Below are 13717 nucleotides of genomic sequence, written 5' to 3'. Positions count from 1 at the left end.
GTCTACTGTGGACTCTCCGGCAGCCGGACGCTGAACCACAGCGGGAGGTAGTCATCGTCGCGCGGATAGAGCTCCTGGTCCAGTGCGTAATCCTCGGGCCGGGGCGGCGTGTGGAAGGCTGGCTCGTCGTCTTCGTTGAAGCTGGCCTGGTAGCTCGACGGCGGATCGATGACCAGCGAGAGCGTGTACCAGGTACCGCGGCGTTGGACGTATTTGCTGCGCCGCAGCTGAGCCAACGGCTTCGACAACTCCCGCGCGACAGGCACCTGCTGCGTGCCGCCATCAGCCATCCGCGCGCCGCACGCGAGGTTCGCGTGCCTGCCCAGCGCCATGAAGTCGAACACGATCTGTTGCCACCCCTGCGGAGCCGCCGCGACGAGTGCTGTCGCGATCTCGCTCAGCAGCTCGCCGGGATCCTGCGGCTCCGGTCGCCTCTCCTCAGCGGGCGGGCTGGTCATCGCCGCCAGCATCCGTTCCTGAGTCGCTTCGTCCACCTCCGGCACGGTGTATCCGGCCGCCCGGATGTGCTCGACCAGCTCCGGATCCGGCGAAATCCCGTGCTCACGCAGGTAATAGCCGACCGCGCCGGGCCACACCCAGCTGCCGTCGGTCCGGAAATTCAGCGGAACGGCGTCCGTGCGGGACGGATCGAAGGCGTCGGTGTCGTTGCTGCGGGACGCCAGGATGACCGGCGCGCTATCGAGATAAGCGAGCACGCGCTCGCGCTCCTCCTGCGACAACGCTTCCCGCTCGACGACCGGATTCCCTGCCTCGTCGAACCCGTCGTAGACACGCGGAGTGCGCAGCTCGCCTGCCGGGCTCCCGCTGTTCGTTGATTTTCCTTGGGAGGCAACGGCTTCCGGCTCGGAAGTTTCGGCAGCGATCCCGGCTGCCGCGACTTCACTGGGCTCGGATTGCGCCTCGTCGCCATCCGACGCCGGGACAGTTGCTGCTGTTTCCGCGAGGGACGGGGAGACGGGCTGCTCCGCGTCGGACAGCGGCGGGGGCGTGGTGGGTTCGTCGATGGGGAGTTCGGGAACAGGCTGCGCAATGCCTGCGGCCTGCTCGGGCTCGGGCAGCGGCGGAAGCGAGTGGGGCTCGTCGGCGGGGAGCGCGGGAGCAGAATCCGCAGTGTCTGCGGGCTGTCCTGCGCCGGGCAGCGGTGCGGGAGTGTTGGGCTCGTCCACCGGGAGCGCGGCAAGAGATTGCGCAGCATCCGGGGCCTGCCCGCCTCCGGGCAGTGGCGGAGGCGGGGTGGGTTCGTCCACCGGAAGCGAGGGAACAGACTCCGCGTTCTGCTCGCCCCCAGGCAGCGGCGGAGGCGTGCTGGGTCCCGCCGAGGGCACCGGACTTTCCGCGCCCGGCAACGGCGGAGAAACCTGCCCCGCACCCGACAGCGGCGGAGGTACCGCAGGGCCCGAGCCGGGGACCTGCGGCGGAACCGGCTGGCCAGCGCCAGCAGGCGGCAAGGGAGCACCCGGCACCGGCGGCGGAGGCGCCGCCGCACCGGCTCGTTGCCGCAGCCACGGCGGCACGAACCGGTCCTCGCGCGGGAAGAAGCGCAGTTCGTCCTGGAAGCCGATCGGCGGCGGGACCTGGCGCCACCGCGGTTCGACGTCCGGTTGGTAGTCCGCGAACGGCGGCCGCTGCGGCGAGTAGACCAGTGTCGCGCTCAGCCACGTGCCCCGGCCCGGCTGGTACATCCCGGTGCGTAGCACGCCGAACAGCCGCGGCAACTCCGGATGCGGCTGGACCGGGTAGGTCCGGTTGTCCGGGGCGAGCACGGCGACGTCGACTTCCACGTGCCGTCCCGCGGCGCGGCAGACGACCTGCAGCTGCTGCCAGCTCGCGGGCAGCGCGGACGCGGCCGCCTGGCCGATCTGCTGGACGAGCTCCTGCTGCTGGGCCGGAGTGAGCGGCACCGGTGGCCGGGTCATGATTTCAGCGGCTCCTCGCCGGGCGAACGCTTCATTTCCGAATTTCCGATCAGCCGTTCCGCGGCGGGCGGATCCCCGCGAGCAGGTTGGCCGGCGTGTAACCGGACTGCACGTCGAACGTCATCCCCACCGAGCGGGCGAGCACCGCCACCGCGAGCGGGGCCAGCGCGAGGAACCCGTCGGGATCGTCGGCGCGGTCCTCGGCGGTCCAGTACTCGCGGTGCCGTTCCAGCGCGGCGACGAACGCGTCGGCGAACTTCTCGGCGTCCCGGCGCAGCACGTAGTAGAACATCCGGATCGGCGGGTACACGAGCTGCAGCATCGCCGCCGGCGGGGTGTACTGCGCGGTGTCCGGGTCGGTGCCGTCCATCGCGGGCAGGAACATCTCCGGGGTGACCTCGCGGTGAGCGAGGAACGTCTGCAGCGTCTCGACCCACGGGTACATGTAGGCGTCGTGCTCGACGCCCGAGGCGCGCAGCACGTCGAGCGGCACCGCGGCCAGCTGCTGGATCAGCACGTCGTCCCGCTGGATCACGGCGAGCCACGCCGCGGTCAGCCACGCGCCCGGGTCCGTGCGTTCGGTGGGGCCGGTGGCCGCGAAGCGCCGCGGACGGCCGATCACCGCGTCGACCTCCTGGCCTTCCGCCGCGTTCGCCGCGGCGAACGCGGCGGCCGCGGCCTGTGCGGCGAGGGCGAGGTCGCCCCACGTGTCCGGGTCCTCGGCGTCCGGGTCGACCACGCTGCGGTACTGCCCGAGCATGAGTTCCCGGCGCAGGACGTTCGCCAGCGCGCTGGTGTCCTGCGTGATGTAGTCGAAGTAGAAGGCCACCTGCGGCGACAGCTTCTCGATCTGTTTCCACGCGACGGTGACGTCGACGGAATGCCTGGGGACGGTGGTCATCGATCTCATTCCTCACCGGATGCCGGAGTCATCGGCGACTCGTAGTCGTAACCGTTGAACGGCTTGTAGTCGTAGCCGCTGTTCGTGTGCCTCGGCCCGGACTGGTCGACCAACGCCCGCACCTCCACATAGTCGAGCCTGTTCTGGAGCTTCGCACGTTCGAGCGCGTCCGCGAGGTCGGGGTCGGTGCGTGCGATCGCCTTCACCGTGTCGTCGAAGTACTTCGGGTGGCCTTGGCGGTACGTCCGGTTGTCTGCGTGCACGTAGCGGCTGCTGGGCTTGCCGCCCGGCCCCTTGGCTTCGTGCACGAGGTAGTGCGGTTCGCTGCCGTTGTGGTAGTCGACTTCCCAGATGTGGTCGAACTTGCTGTTGCCCCGCACGCCGCCGTCGGTCGCGTGGCGCGGGGTGATGTCCGCGCGAACGTTCCCGTCGCCGTCGACGATCTGGTAGCGGTGACTGCCCTCCGGCGCGTCCGGATGCTCGCGGACGTCGAAGTTCTGGTCCGGATGGGCCTCGGAGAACTCGCGGTGCACGCGGTCGCGCACCGCGTGGCCGGAGGCTTCCTCGCCGAGGTCCTCGGACGCCCGGTTCTTCGCGTTGTGCGCGTCTGTCCAGTCGGGAGAGTCGGTGGGGGTGTCCTTGAGGTCGTTGTACTTGGTTTCGCGATCGCGGACCTTCTCGTCGATCGCGTCGTAGTCCTTGTCCCGCCAGTTCGACGTGTCCGAATGCGTTCCGGGAACGTGCTGCTCGCCGGCGTCGTGGTGCTGACCGTCGCCGGAGTCGTGACCGTTGTGCTGCCCGGCCCCGGTGTCGTCGCTGCCGTGGTGCTGGCCGTTTCCGGTGTCGTGCCCGCCGTTCCCGTCGTAGTCGCGGTGCGGCGCGTGGGTGGTCGACCGCCCTTCGTTGTACCCGAGGAACTCCGCGGCGGGCCGGTCGTTCTTGAACACCGGTTTGCCGTCCACGAGGTCGACCGGGTGCGGCGGGTTCGCCGGATCGGCCGCGGAGTGCTTGATCCGCAGCTCCTTGCGCCCCGTCGTCTGGTCGGTCCACTCGTAGTAGTGCTTCTTCATGTACTCCGGGTCGGCGAGGTTCTCCCGCGGCGTGCGGCCGTCCGGTCCGGGCCGGTCGCGCCAGTCGAGGTCGTCGCCGTCCCCGTCCTCGCCGCGGTGACGGGAGCTTTCGGCGTCGACATCGTGCGGGTCGTGGTGCTTGCCGTCCGGAGCGAAACCGTCGTCGCCGACGCGGTGCGCCGTGCCGTCGGGACGGTGCACCGACCATTCGCCGTCCGGCGGGATCCGCGGCCGCATCCGTCCGTCGGGGCCGATTTCGTAGTCGGAGGAGAAGACGCGGCCATTGGAGTCGGTCCACGCCGGCTTGCTCGGTGCCATCACCTCGGTGTCGAGGTCGCGCGAGAGCCGGTGCGCGAAATCGTTCGACCCCGCGTCGCAGCCGATCAGCCGGATCGGCCCGCCGTCGTAGTTTCCGTTGCGCCGCAGAATGTCGGCGAACTCTTCCGGCGTGTACAGCCGGTCGCCGATGCGGGCGTGGCCGTCCGCCGTGACGTGCACGTCCACCGTGTAGCGCCCGTCCGGGTCCGGCTGGACGCGGTGCGGCAGATCGCCGAGTTCCGGGTCGTCGCGGTGGTACGAGCTGCCTGCCGGGGTGTTCTCGGCGTGCCGGTGGTTGACCTCGTCCGGCGACAGCGGCTCGTCGTGGTGCGGCGGGACGCCATCGTGGTCGGGGTTGTCGTGGTGGTTCGACCCGTCCGAATCGGGGTGCTTCGGATCGTGCTGTTGCGGTTTGGGCTCCGGGTCGGCGTGCTCCGGCTTGGGCTCGGACTTGTCGTTGCCCGGCTTGCTTTCCGCGTCCTCGTGCTGCCCTGGCTTCTTGTTCGGCTCGGTGTTCTCGGGCTTGCCCGGCTTGTCGCCGTCCTTCGGCTTCCCGGACTCGTCGACGTTCGGTTTGCCGTTCTGCGCCGGGGATTCTTTTCCAGTCCGTTGTGGACTGTTGGCGTCACCGGGTTTGGCGGGCGGCGCGTCGGTGCGCGCGCCGCCCCGTGCGACGGGTTCGGGGGAGCCGTCGGGACGCCGCGCGCCGCCGCCTGCCTCCGGGCCGCGCTGGCCTCCTCCCGGACCGGTCGCGACCGCGGCCGCGGCCGGAGGTGCGGAGCCGTCGCCGGACCCGCGGTTCGCCGATGCGGGCGATCCGCCGCCCGACGGTGCGGGCTCTGAACGGCCGAGACCTGGCTCTGTGCCAGTGCGTTTGGGCTGCCCGGCTTCGCCGCCGTCGCCGGGGCGCTGCGGGCCGCTGCTCGACGAATCCGCCGGACGCTGCGGCGAAGAGCCACCGCCGCCCTCCGCGGGCCGCTGCGGAGCGGAGTCGCCAGTGCGCTGCGGAGACGAACCGCCCTCCGCGGGGCGTTGCGGCGAAGAACCGCCGTCACCAGGCCGTTGCGAACCCGGCCCGGAACGATCCGGAGTGCGGCTCGGCCCGCCGCCCTCGGCCGGGCTCGGACCGCCGCTCGGCCGCCGACCCGAAGGACCGCTGTCCGGGACCCGGTTCGGCGACACCTCGGGAGCGCGCGTTCCCGGCGTCCCGGTCCAGCCGCTGCCGCTGGGCCGAGGAGCCGGGCTGCCGCCGCCGGCCGGGGCGCTGGTCGGGCTGCCGCCACCGCCCTGCTGCGGAATCCCGCCGCCCGCCGGACTCTGGTTCGGTGCCGAACCGCCCCCGTCGTTCGAGCGGAGGTGCTGCGGGGGAGCGGATTGCGGAGAAGGCGCGTCCGCGCGAGGCGGGGCGTATCCGCTCGCCGACGTCGAGTCGCTGCTGCTCGGGTGATGCGGGCTCGGCTCGTTGCCGCCGGAATGCGTGCCGCCGCCCGACGACGGCGACCCGCCGGAATGCGGGGCCCCGCCGGAGTGCGGAGTACTGGACGGAGCGCTGACCGAGGACGGCCCGTCGCTGTGCGAAGAGCTTTGCGGCGAGTAAGAGCTGTCCGCGGGACCGTCTCCACCGCGCGAAGCCGGGCTCGAATCACCGGCGAACGTCGACGGGCTGGAGTCGGGGTGGCTCCCGCCGGGGCTGTCGGAGCCACGCCGGGACGACGACGTCGCAGTGTCGATTGTGGACGGTCCGCTGCCGTCCGGCGACGAGGAAGACGAGGAATGCGAGCTGCCCGGCGACGACGGACTGTCGCTGCTCGGACTGTCGGATCCGTTGTGGCTGCCGGAATCGCCCGAGTGGTCGCCGGGCGCGTCGGAACCGTCCGAACTGTTGTGACTGCTGTGCGGACCGTCGCCGCCATCGGAGCTGTCCGAGCCGTTGGAGCGGCGCGATCCGGACGGTGAACCGGGGTCCGCGTCGCCCTCGCCGGAGCCGCCGTGGTGACCGCCGCCGGAGCCGCCCGCACCGCCCCCGCCGGAGCCGCCGCGGTGGAAGAAGCCACCCGCCTTGATGTTCTTCGTACTGATCACGTCGAGGCCGGTGACCTTGCCGGCCAGCTTGCCCAGCACCTTGATGATCTTCGTGAAAACCTCGGCGAGCTTGCCGAGCAGCGGCGAAACGCGGCGCATCGTCTCGCACAGCTTCGTCAGCAGTTCGCTGATCTTCTCGCCCCATTTGGAGATCGCCGTGACGGCCTGCGCGACCACCAGCGGCGTCCCGAACCCGAGCGAGAAGACCTCCTCCATGACCCAGGAGATCAGCTTGCCGACCAGATCCGCGATGAGCTGCCGCACCAGGCCCCGCACGAAGGCGACGACCTGGCCCATGATCATCGTGACGGTGCCGATCGCGCTCGCGACCGTCGCCGCGCCGCCGATCGCGTCGGCCGCCTCCGCCGCGGACTTCCGGTAGGCGTCCGCGCCGTCGCCCTTCCACTCCGCGGTGCCGGTCTTGACCGCGTTCTCGAGGTCTTTCTGCCGTTCCTGCAACGACTTCGCGACGTTGCCCCAGGTGTCGGCGTACGACTGGATCACCGGCGGGTCGCCCGCGACCGAGTCCAGCATGTCCTTCAGCGGCTGCACGTGCTCCATCAGGAACGACGCCACCGACGACATCAGATAGCCGAACGGGTCGATCGCCGCGCCCGCGATCTCGCCGGCGAGGCTCGCCACGCCGAGACCGCCGGAAACCCAGTCGCCGTCCGCGATTCCCTTGAACGCGTCCGTCGCCGATTCGGCGATGTTGATGCCGGTGGCGTAGCCGTAGTCGCCGTTGCCCTCGGTGAACGGCCCCGGCCCGTCGCCGTCCTTTTTGGACTGTGCGACCAGCGGATTGGCGTCGGGCATCAGTCGCTCGCCTTCATCGAACCGGCGGCTTCGCCTTCGTAGCTGTCGTACGCCTTCGCCGCGTCGCGGACCTTCTGCGCCTGCGCGTCCATCGCGGTGACGGTGTTCTCCAGCGCGTTGATCCCGTAGTTCTCGACCGGGTCGAGCATCATCCGGAACGGCTGGCAGAGAATGCCGTACGCGTCGGTGGGCATGCTGACCTGGTTCGCGGCGTCGACAGCCTGCTTCAGCCCGTCCGCGATCCCGTCGAGCTGACGGGCGTGCGCCTCGAGATCGCCGCCGATCTCATAACCCCTGGGTGCCATGGTTTTTCTTCCCCCTGGAACGGCTTCCGGTCAGGACAGGATCGACCCGCCGAAGTCGTCGTCATCGTCCGACGAGCTCCGGCGGCGGCGTTGCTGCTGAGGTGGTTGGGGCGGTGGCGGCGGGGCTGCCGAGCGCGGCGGTGGCGGCGGCGCGGCGGTGCCCGGTTCTTCGGCGTCCTCCGGCAGGAACCGGCGCACCCGGTCGGGTTCGGGCTGGCCCGGGTCCTCGGCCGGCGGCGCGGGGAACGTCTTCTGCGCGTCGGCCACCAGCGTTTCCGTGGTCTGGTCGCCGCCGACGGTCTCGGCCGCGGCCTGTTGCAGCAGCTCGGGGATCCGGGCCTGCGCGCGCTGGACGAGCCGCAGCACCTCGGCGGAGACGTCGGCCATCTTCTTGCCTGCCGCGGAGTCCGCGAGCACCAGGTTCTTCAGCAGCCCCTTGGCGTCCACGGTGACCTCGACCGAACCGTCCTTCGACCGCTCTGTGACGGTTTGGCCCTGCATACGCTCGGCCATCGCCTGATAGCGGGCAGCGGTCTGCTGGAGCTGCTTCGTCCAGCCCTCGACCATCTGCTCGCTGGCGTCGATGCTGTCGGGCATCGGGCCCCCTTCTCCACGGTGACTTCTCCAGAATGACGGACGCGCGACCCCGTCGGTTCCGCGCGGTTCCGAATTGTCCGCGCGGCGCGGTTCCCCATGTGTTGATGACTACTGTACGCGAACTTTCGGTAGCGCGCCGTAATAAAAACCGGCCCGCCCGCGAGATTCGCGGACGGGCCGGGGGAAAGGGAGAGAGCGGGTCAGAGATTGCCGCGGCGCTCCTGCTCCCGTTCGATGGCCTCGAACAGGGCCTTGAAGTTGCCCTTGCCGAAGCCGAGCGAACCGTGCCGCTCGATGAGCTCGTAGAACACCGTGGGCCGGTCGCCGATCGGCTTGGTGAAGACCTGCAGCAGGTAGCCGTCCTCGTCGCGGTCGACCAGGATCCGGTGCTCCTTCAGCGTTTCGATCGGCACGCGCACCTTGCCGATCCGGGCGCGCAGCTCGGGGTCGTCGTAGTAGGAGTCCGGGGTGTCGAGGAACTCGACGCCCGCCTCGCGCATCGCGGTGATGGTGGCGATGATGTCGTTGGTGGCCAACGCGATGTGCTGGCAGCCCGCGCCCTCGTAGAACTCGAGGTACTCGTCGATCTGCGACTTCTTCTTCGCGATCGCCGGCTCGTTGAGCGGGAACTTGACCCGGTGGTTGCCGTTCGACACCACCTTGCTCATCAGCGCCGAGTAGTCGGTGGCGATGTCGTCGCCGACGAACTCCGCCATGTTCACGAAGCCCATGACGCGGTGGTACCAGTCGACCCAGTAGTCCATCTTGCCGAGTTCGACGTTGCCGACGCAGTGGTCGACCGCCTGGAACAGCCGCTTCGGCGCGCCCTCGGGCCGCTTGACGGTGCCCTCGCGCGGCTCGAAGCCGGGCAGGTAAATACCGTTGTAGCGGGACCGGTCGATGAGCGTGTGCCGGGTCTCGCCGTAGGTCGCGATGGCCGCGCGGCGGATCGTGCCGTGCTCGTCGGTGACGTCGTGCGGCTCCTCGAGGATCGTCGCGCCCTCCTTACGGGCGTGCTCGATGCACTTGTCGACGTCGGTGGTCTCCAGTGCGAGGTCGATCACGCCGTCGCCGTGGCGGCGGTGGTGGTCGAGCAGCGGGGAGTCCGGCTTCACGCCGCCGGTGATCACGAAGCGGCCGGAACCGGACTTGAGCACGAAGGCCTTGTGGTCGAGCTGTCCCGTTTCGGGACCGGAGTACGCGACCAGCTGCATGCCGAACGCGACCTGGTAGAACCACGCGGTCTGGGTCGCGTTGCCCGCGATGAACACCACCGCGTCGAGGGCCTTGACCGGGAACGGGTCGGTCGAGGCGTCGTGGTCCACCAGTCCGACGAGCTGGCGGAGCTGGTCATAGCTGACGTCGTCGAGTGCGCCGTGCGGATCCATCGTGGAGGTCATGCACTGAGCATGAGTTGCGCCTGGCAAGCTGCGCAACGGTTTCCGTTTCGGATGGACAATGTGTTCAGCTTATCCTGGAGAAGCTCGGTCATCTTGGACAACCTGTGCAGGGAGAAAACCGGTGCTTGACTCGCTCGACGCGCGGCTGCTGCTGTTGCTCACCGACTCGCCGCGGCTCGGCGTGCTCGAATGCGCGCGCCGGCTCGGCGTCGCGCGCGGCACCGTGCAGGCGCGGCTGGACCGGCTGACCGAACGCGGCATCCTCGGGGGCTTCCCGCCCGAACTCGATCTGGCCGCGATGGGCTACAGCCTCACCGCGTTCGCCGTGCTGGAAATCGCGCAGGGCAAACGCGCCGGTGTCGCGGAGGCACTGGCTGCGATCGACGAAGTGTGCGAAGTGCACGCCACCACCGGACAAGGCGACCTCTTCGTACGCCTTGTCGCGCGCGATAACGACGATCTGCAACGAGTCATCGACGAAGTGGTTGGCGTGCCCGATGTCTTGCGTACGTCGACTTCGATCGCGTTGTCGACACCAGTGCCGCCGCGAGTGCGGCCGTTGCTCGAACGAACGGCTAGGACACGTACGTGAGGTAGCGCTTCGCGGAGCGCTGTACGACGTTATGGGCGTCCGTGCGCACAATGGCGTCCCACCACGCGCCGTAGAGGGCGTCGAACGCGTACGGCTCCAACAGTTCCGCAGCGTGCCGTACGACGCTCGGCCGTTCCGGGATGAGGTTCGGGTAGCTGTACATGAAAGCGACGTGCGTACGGTCCGGGACGACCTGCACGATGTCGCCGGTCAGCAGCGCGCCGCGGCCTTCCTCGCCGTCCGGCCAATGCATGACGGTGCCGCCGGGGAAGTGCACGCCGAGGTTGATCAGCTGCAGGTCCGGCGAGACGTCGAGCGTCGTGCCGGTCCACAGCTGGATCGACGGGTCCGGGCGGCCGATCCACTGCTGGTCGTTCTCGTGCAAGTAGACCGGGACGTCGAAGGCGTGCGCCCATTCGACCATCGTCGTGTAGTAGTGCGGGTGGCTGATCGCGATGCCGGTGATGCCGCCGAGTTCGGTGATCTTGCCGATCAGCTCGTCGTCGAGATAGGCGGAGCAGTCCCAGAGGAAGTTGCCGCTCGCCGCGCGGACCAGCAGTGCGCGCTGGCCGATCGCGAACCTGGGATCCGAGCCGACGCCGATGAGACCCGGCCCCTGCTCCTCGACCCGCGGTTTGAGCTCGCCGTTCGTGCGGAGCGTCTCCAGGTCAGTCCACTGCTGCCCGCCCGGCGGGACGTATTGGCGTTCGTCGGTGCAGATCGGGCAGTCCGCGCGCGGGGCGGCGTACTGCGTCCCGCAGGCCAGGCAGAGCGGTCGGGTACTCATCGGTGTCCTCCAGTGGTTTTGCTGAAAGACACGCTAGACCGCCGAACGCGCGCCGGGCCACGGGAAACCGGGCGGGCGCGCGTTCGGCGGAAGACGAGTCAGGACTCGCTGTAGGGCACCGCCTTGACCAGGGTGACCTTCATGGTCTTGCCGTTCGGCAGCTCGTACTCGCGGGACTCGCCCTCCTTGGCGCCGAGCAGCGCCTTGCCGAGCGGCGACTCGGGGGAGTACACGTCGAGCGCGCCCTCGGCGCCTTCCTCACGGGTGGCGAGCAGGAACTTCTCCTCCTCGTCGTCCCCGTCGTACTTGACGGTGAGCACCTTGCCCGGGCCTGCCGTGCCGTCGTCGTCCGGAGCCTCGCCGACCTTCGCGTTGCGCAGGAGTTCCTGCAGGTGCCGGATCCGGGCTTCGGCCTGGCCCTGCTCCTCGCGGGCCGCGTGGTAGCCGCCGTTCTCCTTGAGGTCGCCCTCTTCGCGGCTGTCGTTGATGCGGGCGGCGATGACCGGACGATTCTCGATCATTTCGTCGAGCTCGTGCTTGAGCCTGTCGTAGGCATCCTGGGTCAGCCAGGTCACCTTGGTGTCGCTCACGGTCACCATCTCCTCGTAGGGCCTGCCAGGCTTGGGTGTACAAGCCGGCCACCGCGTACGCACGCGGCTGAGATAAAGGAAAAACACGGCCCGTCGGGGGCCGTGCTGGTGTACGAGCGTATCACGGCAGGACAGGTCGACGCCGGTCCATTTCACGCCGCGCGGACGCTCGCCGCGCATTTCACTCCGTTGGCCGCTACGGGGTTGACAGATAGCGTGGTATGGAATACGAGCAGCCGAACACGTCGGCGGTCACCGGGGCTCCGATGCTCTTCACCACTGTGTTCACCCTGCTGTGGCCGGCCCCGGCGGGAACCAGCACCTCCCGGCGGCCGCTTTCCGCGCCGGACTTGTCGCGCACCCGGACGACGCACACGCCGGGCTTGCTGTCGTCGTCCCGGGTGACGTTGAGCGTGACCTGCATCGCGTCGCCCGGCCGCTCCTCGAAGCCGACGCGCTCCGCCTCGATCGGGGTCTTGCCGAGATTGAGGTAGTAGATCCAGCCGATCGCGCCGCTCACGACCAGCGCGACGGCCAGGAAAAGCCACCTCCGCCAGCGCTTCGACGGCTTGCCCTTGCCCGCGGTGCCGTACCGGTCCGCGGGCCGCGCCGGCACGGCGTCGCCCTCGGCGGTCACGGTCTCCCCGCTCTGCAAATCCGGGCCTCCGGTCAAACTTGTCGTACCCCTGGGGACAATAGGCAGTGCGGCCGGTCCGGGGCACCACCCTGGTCGAGTATCCGCGACCCGTTCCGGCGGCGCGGAGCCGGGGCGGTTTACCGCGGCGCAACCAGGTGTCACGGAATAACAGGACAGGAAAGGGCCGTTCGGACCATGGTGGGAGCCGACGAGCTGACAACAGAAGACCGCAAGCAGCGACTGCGCCTGATGGCGGTGCACGCCCATCCCGACGACGAGTCGAGCAAGGGCGCCGCCACGATGGCCAAATACGTCGCCGACGGGCACGAGGTCATGGTCGTGACCTGTACCGGCGGCGAAGCGGGCAGCATTCTCAACCCGGCGATGGACCGGCCGGACGTGCTGGCGAACATGACCGAGATCCGCCGCGAGGAGATGGCGCGCGCGGCGAAGATCCTCGGCGTGAGCCACCGCTGGCTGGGGTTCATCGACTCCGGGCTGCCCGAGGGCGACCCGATGCCGCCGGTGCCGGAGGGCTCGTTCGCGGTGATCCCGCTGGAGGAGTCGACCGAGGCCCTGGTGCGCGTGATCCGCGAGTTCCGCCCGCACGTCATCACGACGTACGACGAGAACGGCGGCTACCCGCACCCGGACCACATCCGCACGCACGAGGTGTCGATGGCGGCCTTCGACGCGGCGGGCGACCCGGAGCGGTTTCCTCAGGCAGGCGAGCCGTGGCAGCCGCTCAAGCTGTACTACATGCACGGGTTCTCCAAGGCCAGGATGGTGGCGTTCGACACCGCGCTCAAGGAGGCCGGGCTGGAGTCGCCGTACGAGGAGTGGCTCAAGTCCTGGGACCCGGACCGCGCCGACATCATGGAGCGGGTGACGACCCGGATCGAGTGCGGGGAATACTTCGAGGTGCGCGACGAGGCGCTGAAGGCGCACGCCACGCAGATCGACCCGACCAGCCGCTGGTTCGCCGTTCCGCTGGAGATCCAGCGCGAGGTGTGGCCCACTGAGGAGTACGAGCTGAACCGCTCCCTGGTGGACAGCACGCTGCCGGAGGACGATCTGTTCGCAGGCATCAAGGAGAAGGTGAGCCCATGAGTTTCGGTGTGCCGGCCGTCGCGGTCGTCCCGCTCACCGCGTCGGCGCTGGTACTGGCCCAGCAGCCGGACAGCGGGGACAACGGCGGCCAGGGCGAGGACTTCGGCAAGTCCTCGCCGGTCGGCCTGCTGGTGCTGATCCTGTTCCTGATCGCGGTCGTCTTCCTGGTCCGGTCGATGAGCAAGCACCTGAAGAAGGTGCCGGCGACGTTCGACAAGGAAGAGGCCGGGTCGGCTTCGGCGGACGCTGGGGCTGAGCCGGAACCGGCAGAAGAGGCAACGGAGACGGCCGCTGCGGAGAAGAAGTCGGACGCGGCGGCTGCTAAAAAAAGCGACTGACCAGTGTGGTGCAGCGGGCCGAGCCACGTCGATCGTGACGAGATTCGGCCCGACTGGTCCGTGCCCAAGCCTGCTGTTCGGCCAGATGGTCGGCACATATGTTGCAGGGGACTTACCAGGTGTGAGGGTACGCACTGTCCTTTGACGGCCGCTAGATCCTGGCTGACGGTGCAGGCGAACGTCTGGTTCAACGTCGTCGGCAGGTTCTCCGACAGCGCCGAGCTGGATCCCAGTTCT

General features: G+C 69.4%; 12 protein-coding genes. 3 read left to right on the top strand and 9 right to left on the bottom strand.

Annotation, left to right across the window (positions count from 1 at the left end; all coding sequences use genetic code 11):
• Positions 1-2: 2 nt before the first annotated feature.
• From ACZ7SW_RS37115 to hppD, 6 genes are all read right to left on the bottom strand, one after another.
• Positions 3-1937, bottom strand: a complete 1935-nt coding sequence (locus ACZ7SW_RS37115) for a hypothetical protein (protein ID WP_470235033.1) — start codon at positions 1935-1937, stop codon at positions 3-5.
• Between the two features lie 49 nt (positions 1938-1986).
• Entirely contained in the window at positions 1987-2838 is an 852-nt protein-coding gene (locus ACZ7SW_RS37110; protein ID WP_470235032.1) for an immunity 49 family protein, read from the bottom strand.
• A gap of 5 nt (positions 2839-2843) precedes the next feature.
• Complete coding sequence (locus ACZ7SW_RS37105; protein ID WP_470235031.1) at positions 2844-7124, bottom strand: hypothetical protein; 4281 nt, start codon at positions 7122-7124, stop codon at positions 2844-2846.
• Positions 7124-7429 (bottom strand): type VII secretion target, encoded by a 306-nt coding sequence (locus ACZ7SW_RS37100; protein ID WP_116206174.1) that lies wholly within the window; start codon positions 7427-7429, stop codon positions 7124-7126. The genes ACZ7SW_RS37105 and ACZ7SW_RS37100 overlap by 1 nt, the downstream gene beginning before the upstream one ends.
• Positions 7430-7459: 30 nt before the next feature.
• Positions 7460-8026: a YbaB/EbfC family nucleoid-associated protein gene (locus ACZ7SW_RS37095; RefSeq protein ID WP_470235030.1), complete on the bottom strand. Its 567-nt coding sequence runs from the start codon at positions 8024-8026 to the stop codon at positions 7460-7462.
• Positions 8027-8226: 200 nt separating this feature from the next.
• Entirely contained in the window at positions 8227-9426 is a 1200-nt protein-coding gene (gene hppD, locus ACZ7SW_RS37090) for a 4-hydroxyphenylpyruvate dioxygenase (RefSeq protein WP_470235029.1), read from the bottom strand.
• Between the two features lie 121 nt (positions 9427-9547).
• On the opposite strand from hppD, the gene ACZ7SW_RS37085 reads away from it, so the two are divergent.
• The gene (locus tag ACZ7SW_RS37085) at positions 9548-10018 is read left to right on the top strand and encodes an Lrp/AsnC family transcriptional regulator (RefSeq protein WP_009083170.1); all 471 of its coding nucleotides are present in this window, start codon (positions 9548-9550) and stop codon (positions 10016-10018) included.
• On the opposite strand, the gene ACZ7SW_RS37080 is transcribed toward ACZ7SW_RS37085, so the two are convergent.
• The 3 genes from ACZ7SW_RS37080 to ACZ7SW_RS37070 form a co-directional block, all read right to left on the bottom strand.
• Entirely contained in the window at positions 10002-10805 is an 804-nt protein-coding gene (locus ACZ7SW_RS37080; RefSeq protein WP_470235028.1) for an MBL fold metallo-hydrolase, read from the bottom strand. The two genes, ACZ7SW_RS37085 and ACZ7SW_RS37080, sit on opposite strands and share 17 nt — an antisense overlap.
• A gap of 98 nt (positions 10806-10903) precedes the next feature.
• Positions 10904-11404, bottom strand: coding sequence for a transcription elongation factor GreA (gene greA / locus ACZ7SW_RS37075; RefSeq protein WP_037816721.1), 501 nt, complete (start codon positions 11402-11404; stop codon positions 10904-10906).
• 187 nt (positions 11405-11591) lie between these two features.
• Complete coding sequence (locus ACZ7SW_RS37070; RefSeq protein ID WP_470235027.1) at positions 11592-12032, bottom strand: DUF4307 domain-containing protein; 441 nt, start codon at positions 12030-12032, stop codon at positions 11592-11594.
• A gap of 195 nt (positions 12033-12227) precedes the next feature.
• Here ACZ7SW_RS37070 and mca point away from each other — a divergent pair, with 195 nt between their 5' ends.
• Positions 12228-13142 carry a mycothiol conjugate amidase Mca gene (gene mca / locus ACZ7SW_RS37065; protein ID WP_470235026.1) on the top strand — a complete coding sequence of 305 codons (915 nt, stop codon included), beginning with the start codon at positions 12228-12230 and terminating at the stop codon, positions 13140-13142.
• Complete coding sequence (locus ACZ7SW_RS37060) at positions 13139-13480, top strand: hypothetical protein (protein WP_470235025.1); 342 nt, start codon at positions 13139-13141, stop codon at positions 13478-13480. The genes mca and ACZ7SW_RS37060 overlap by 4 nt, the downstream gene beginning before the upstream one ends.
• Positions 13481-13717 lie beyond the last annotated feature (237 nt).

The sequence above is a fragment of the Amycolatopsis sp. NPDC114484 genome, from assembly GCF_055633755.1.
The sequence above is the reverse complement of the archived record's forward strand: the minus strand, read 5'-3'. Positions and strand labels throughout refer to the sequence as shown.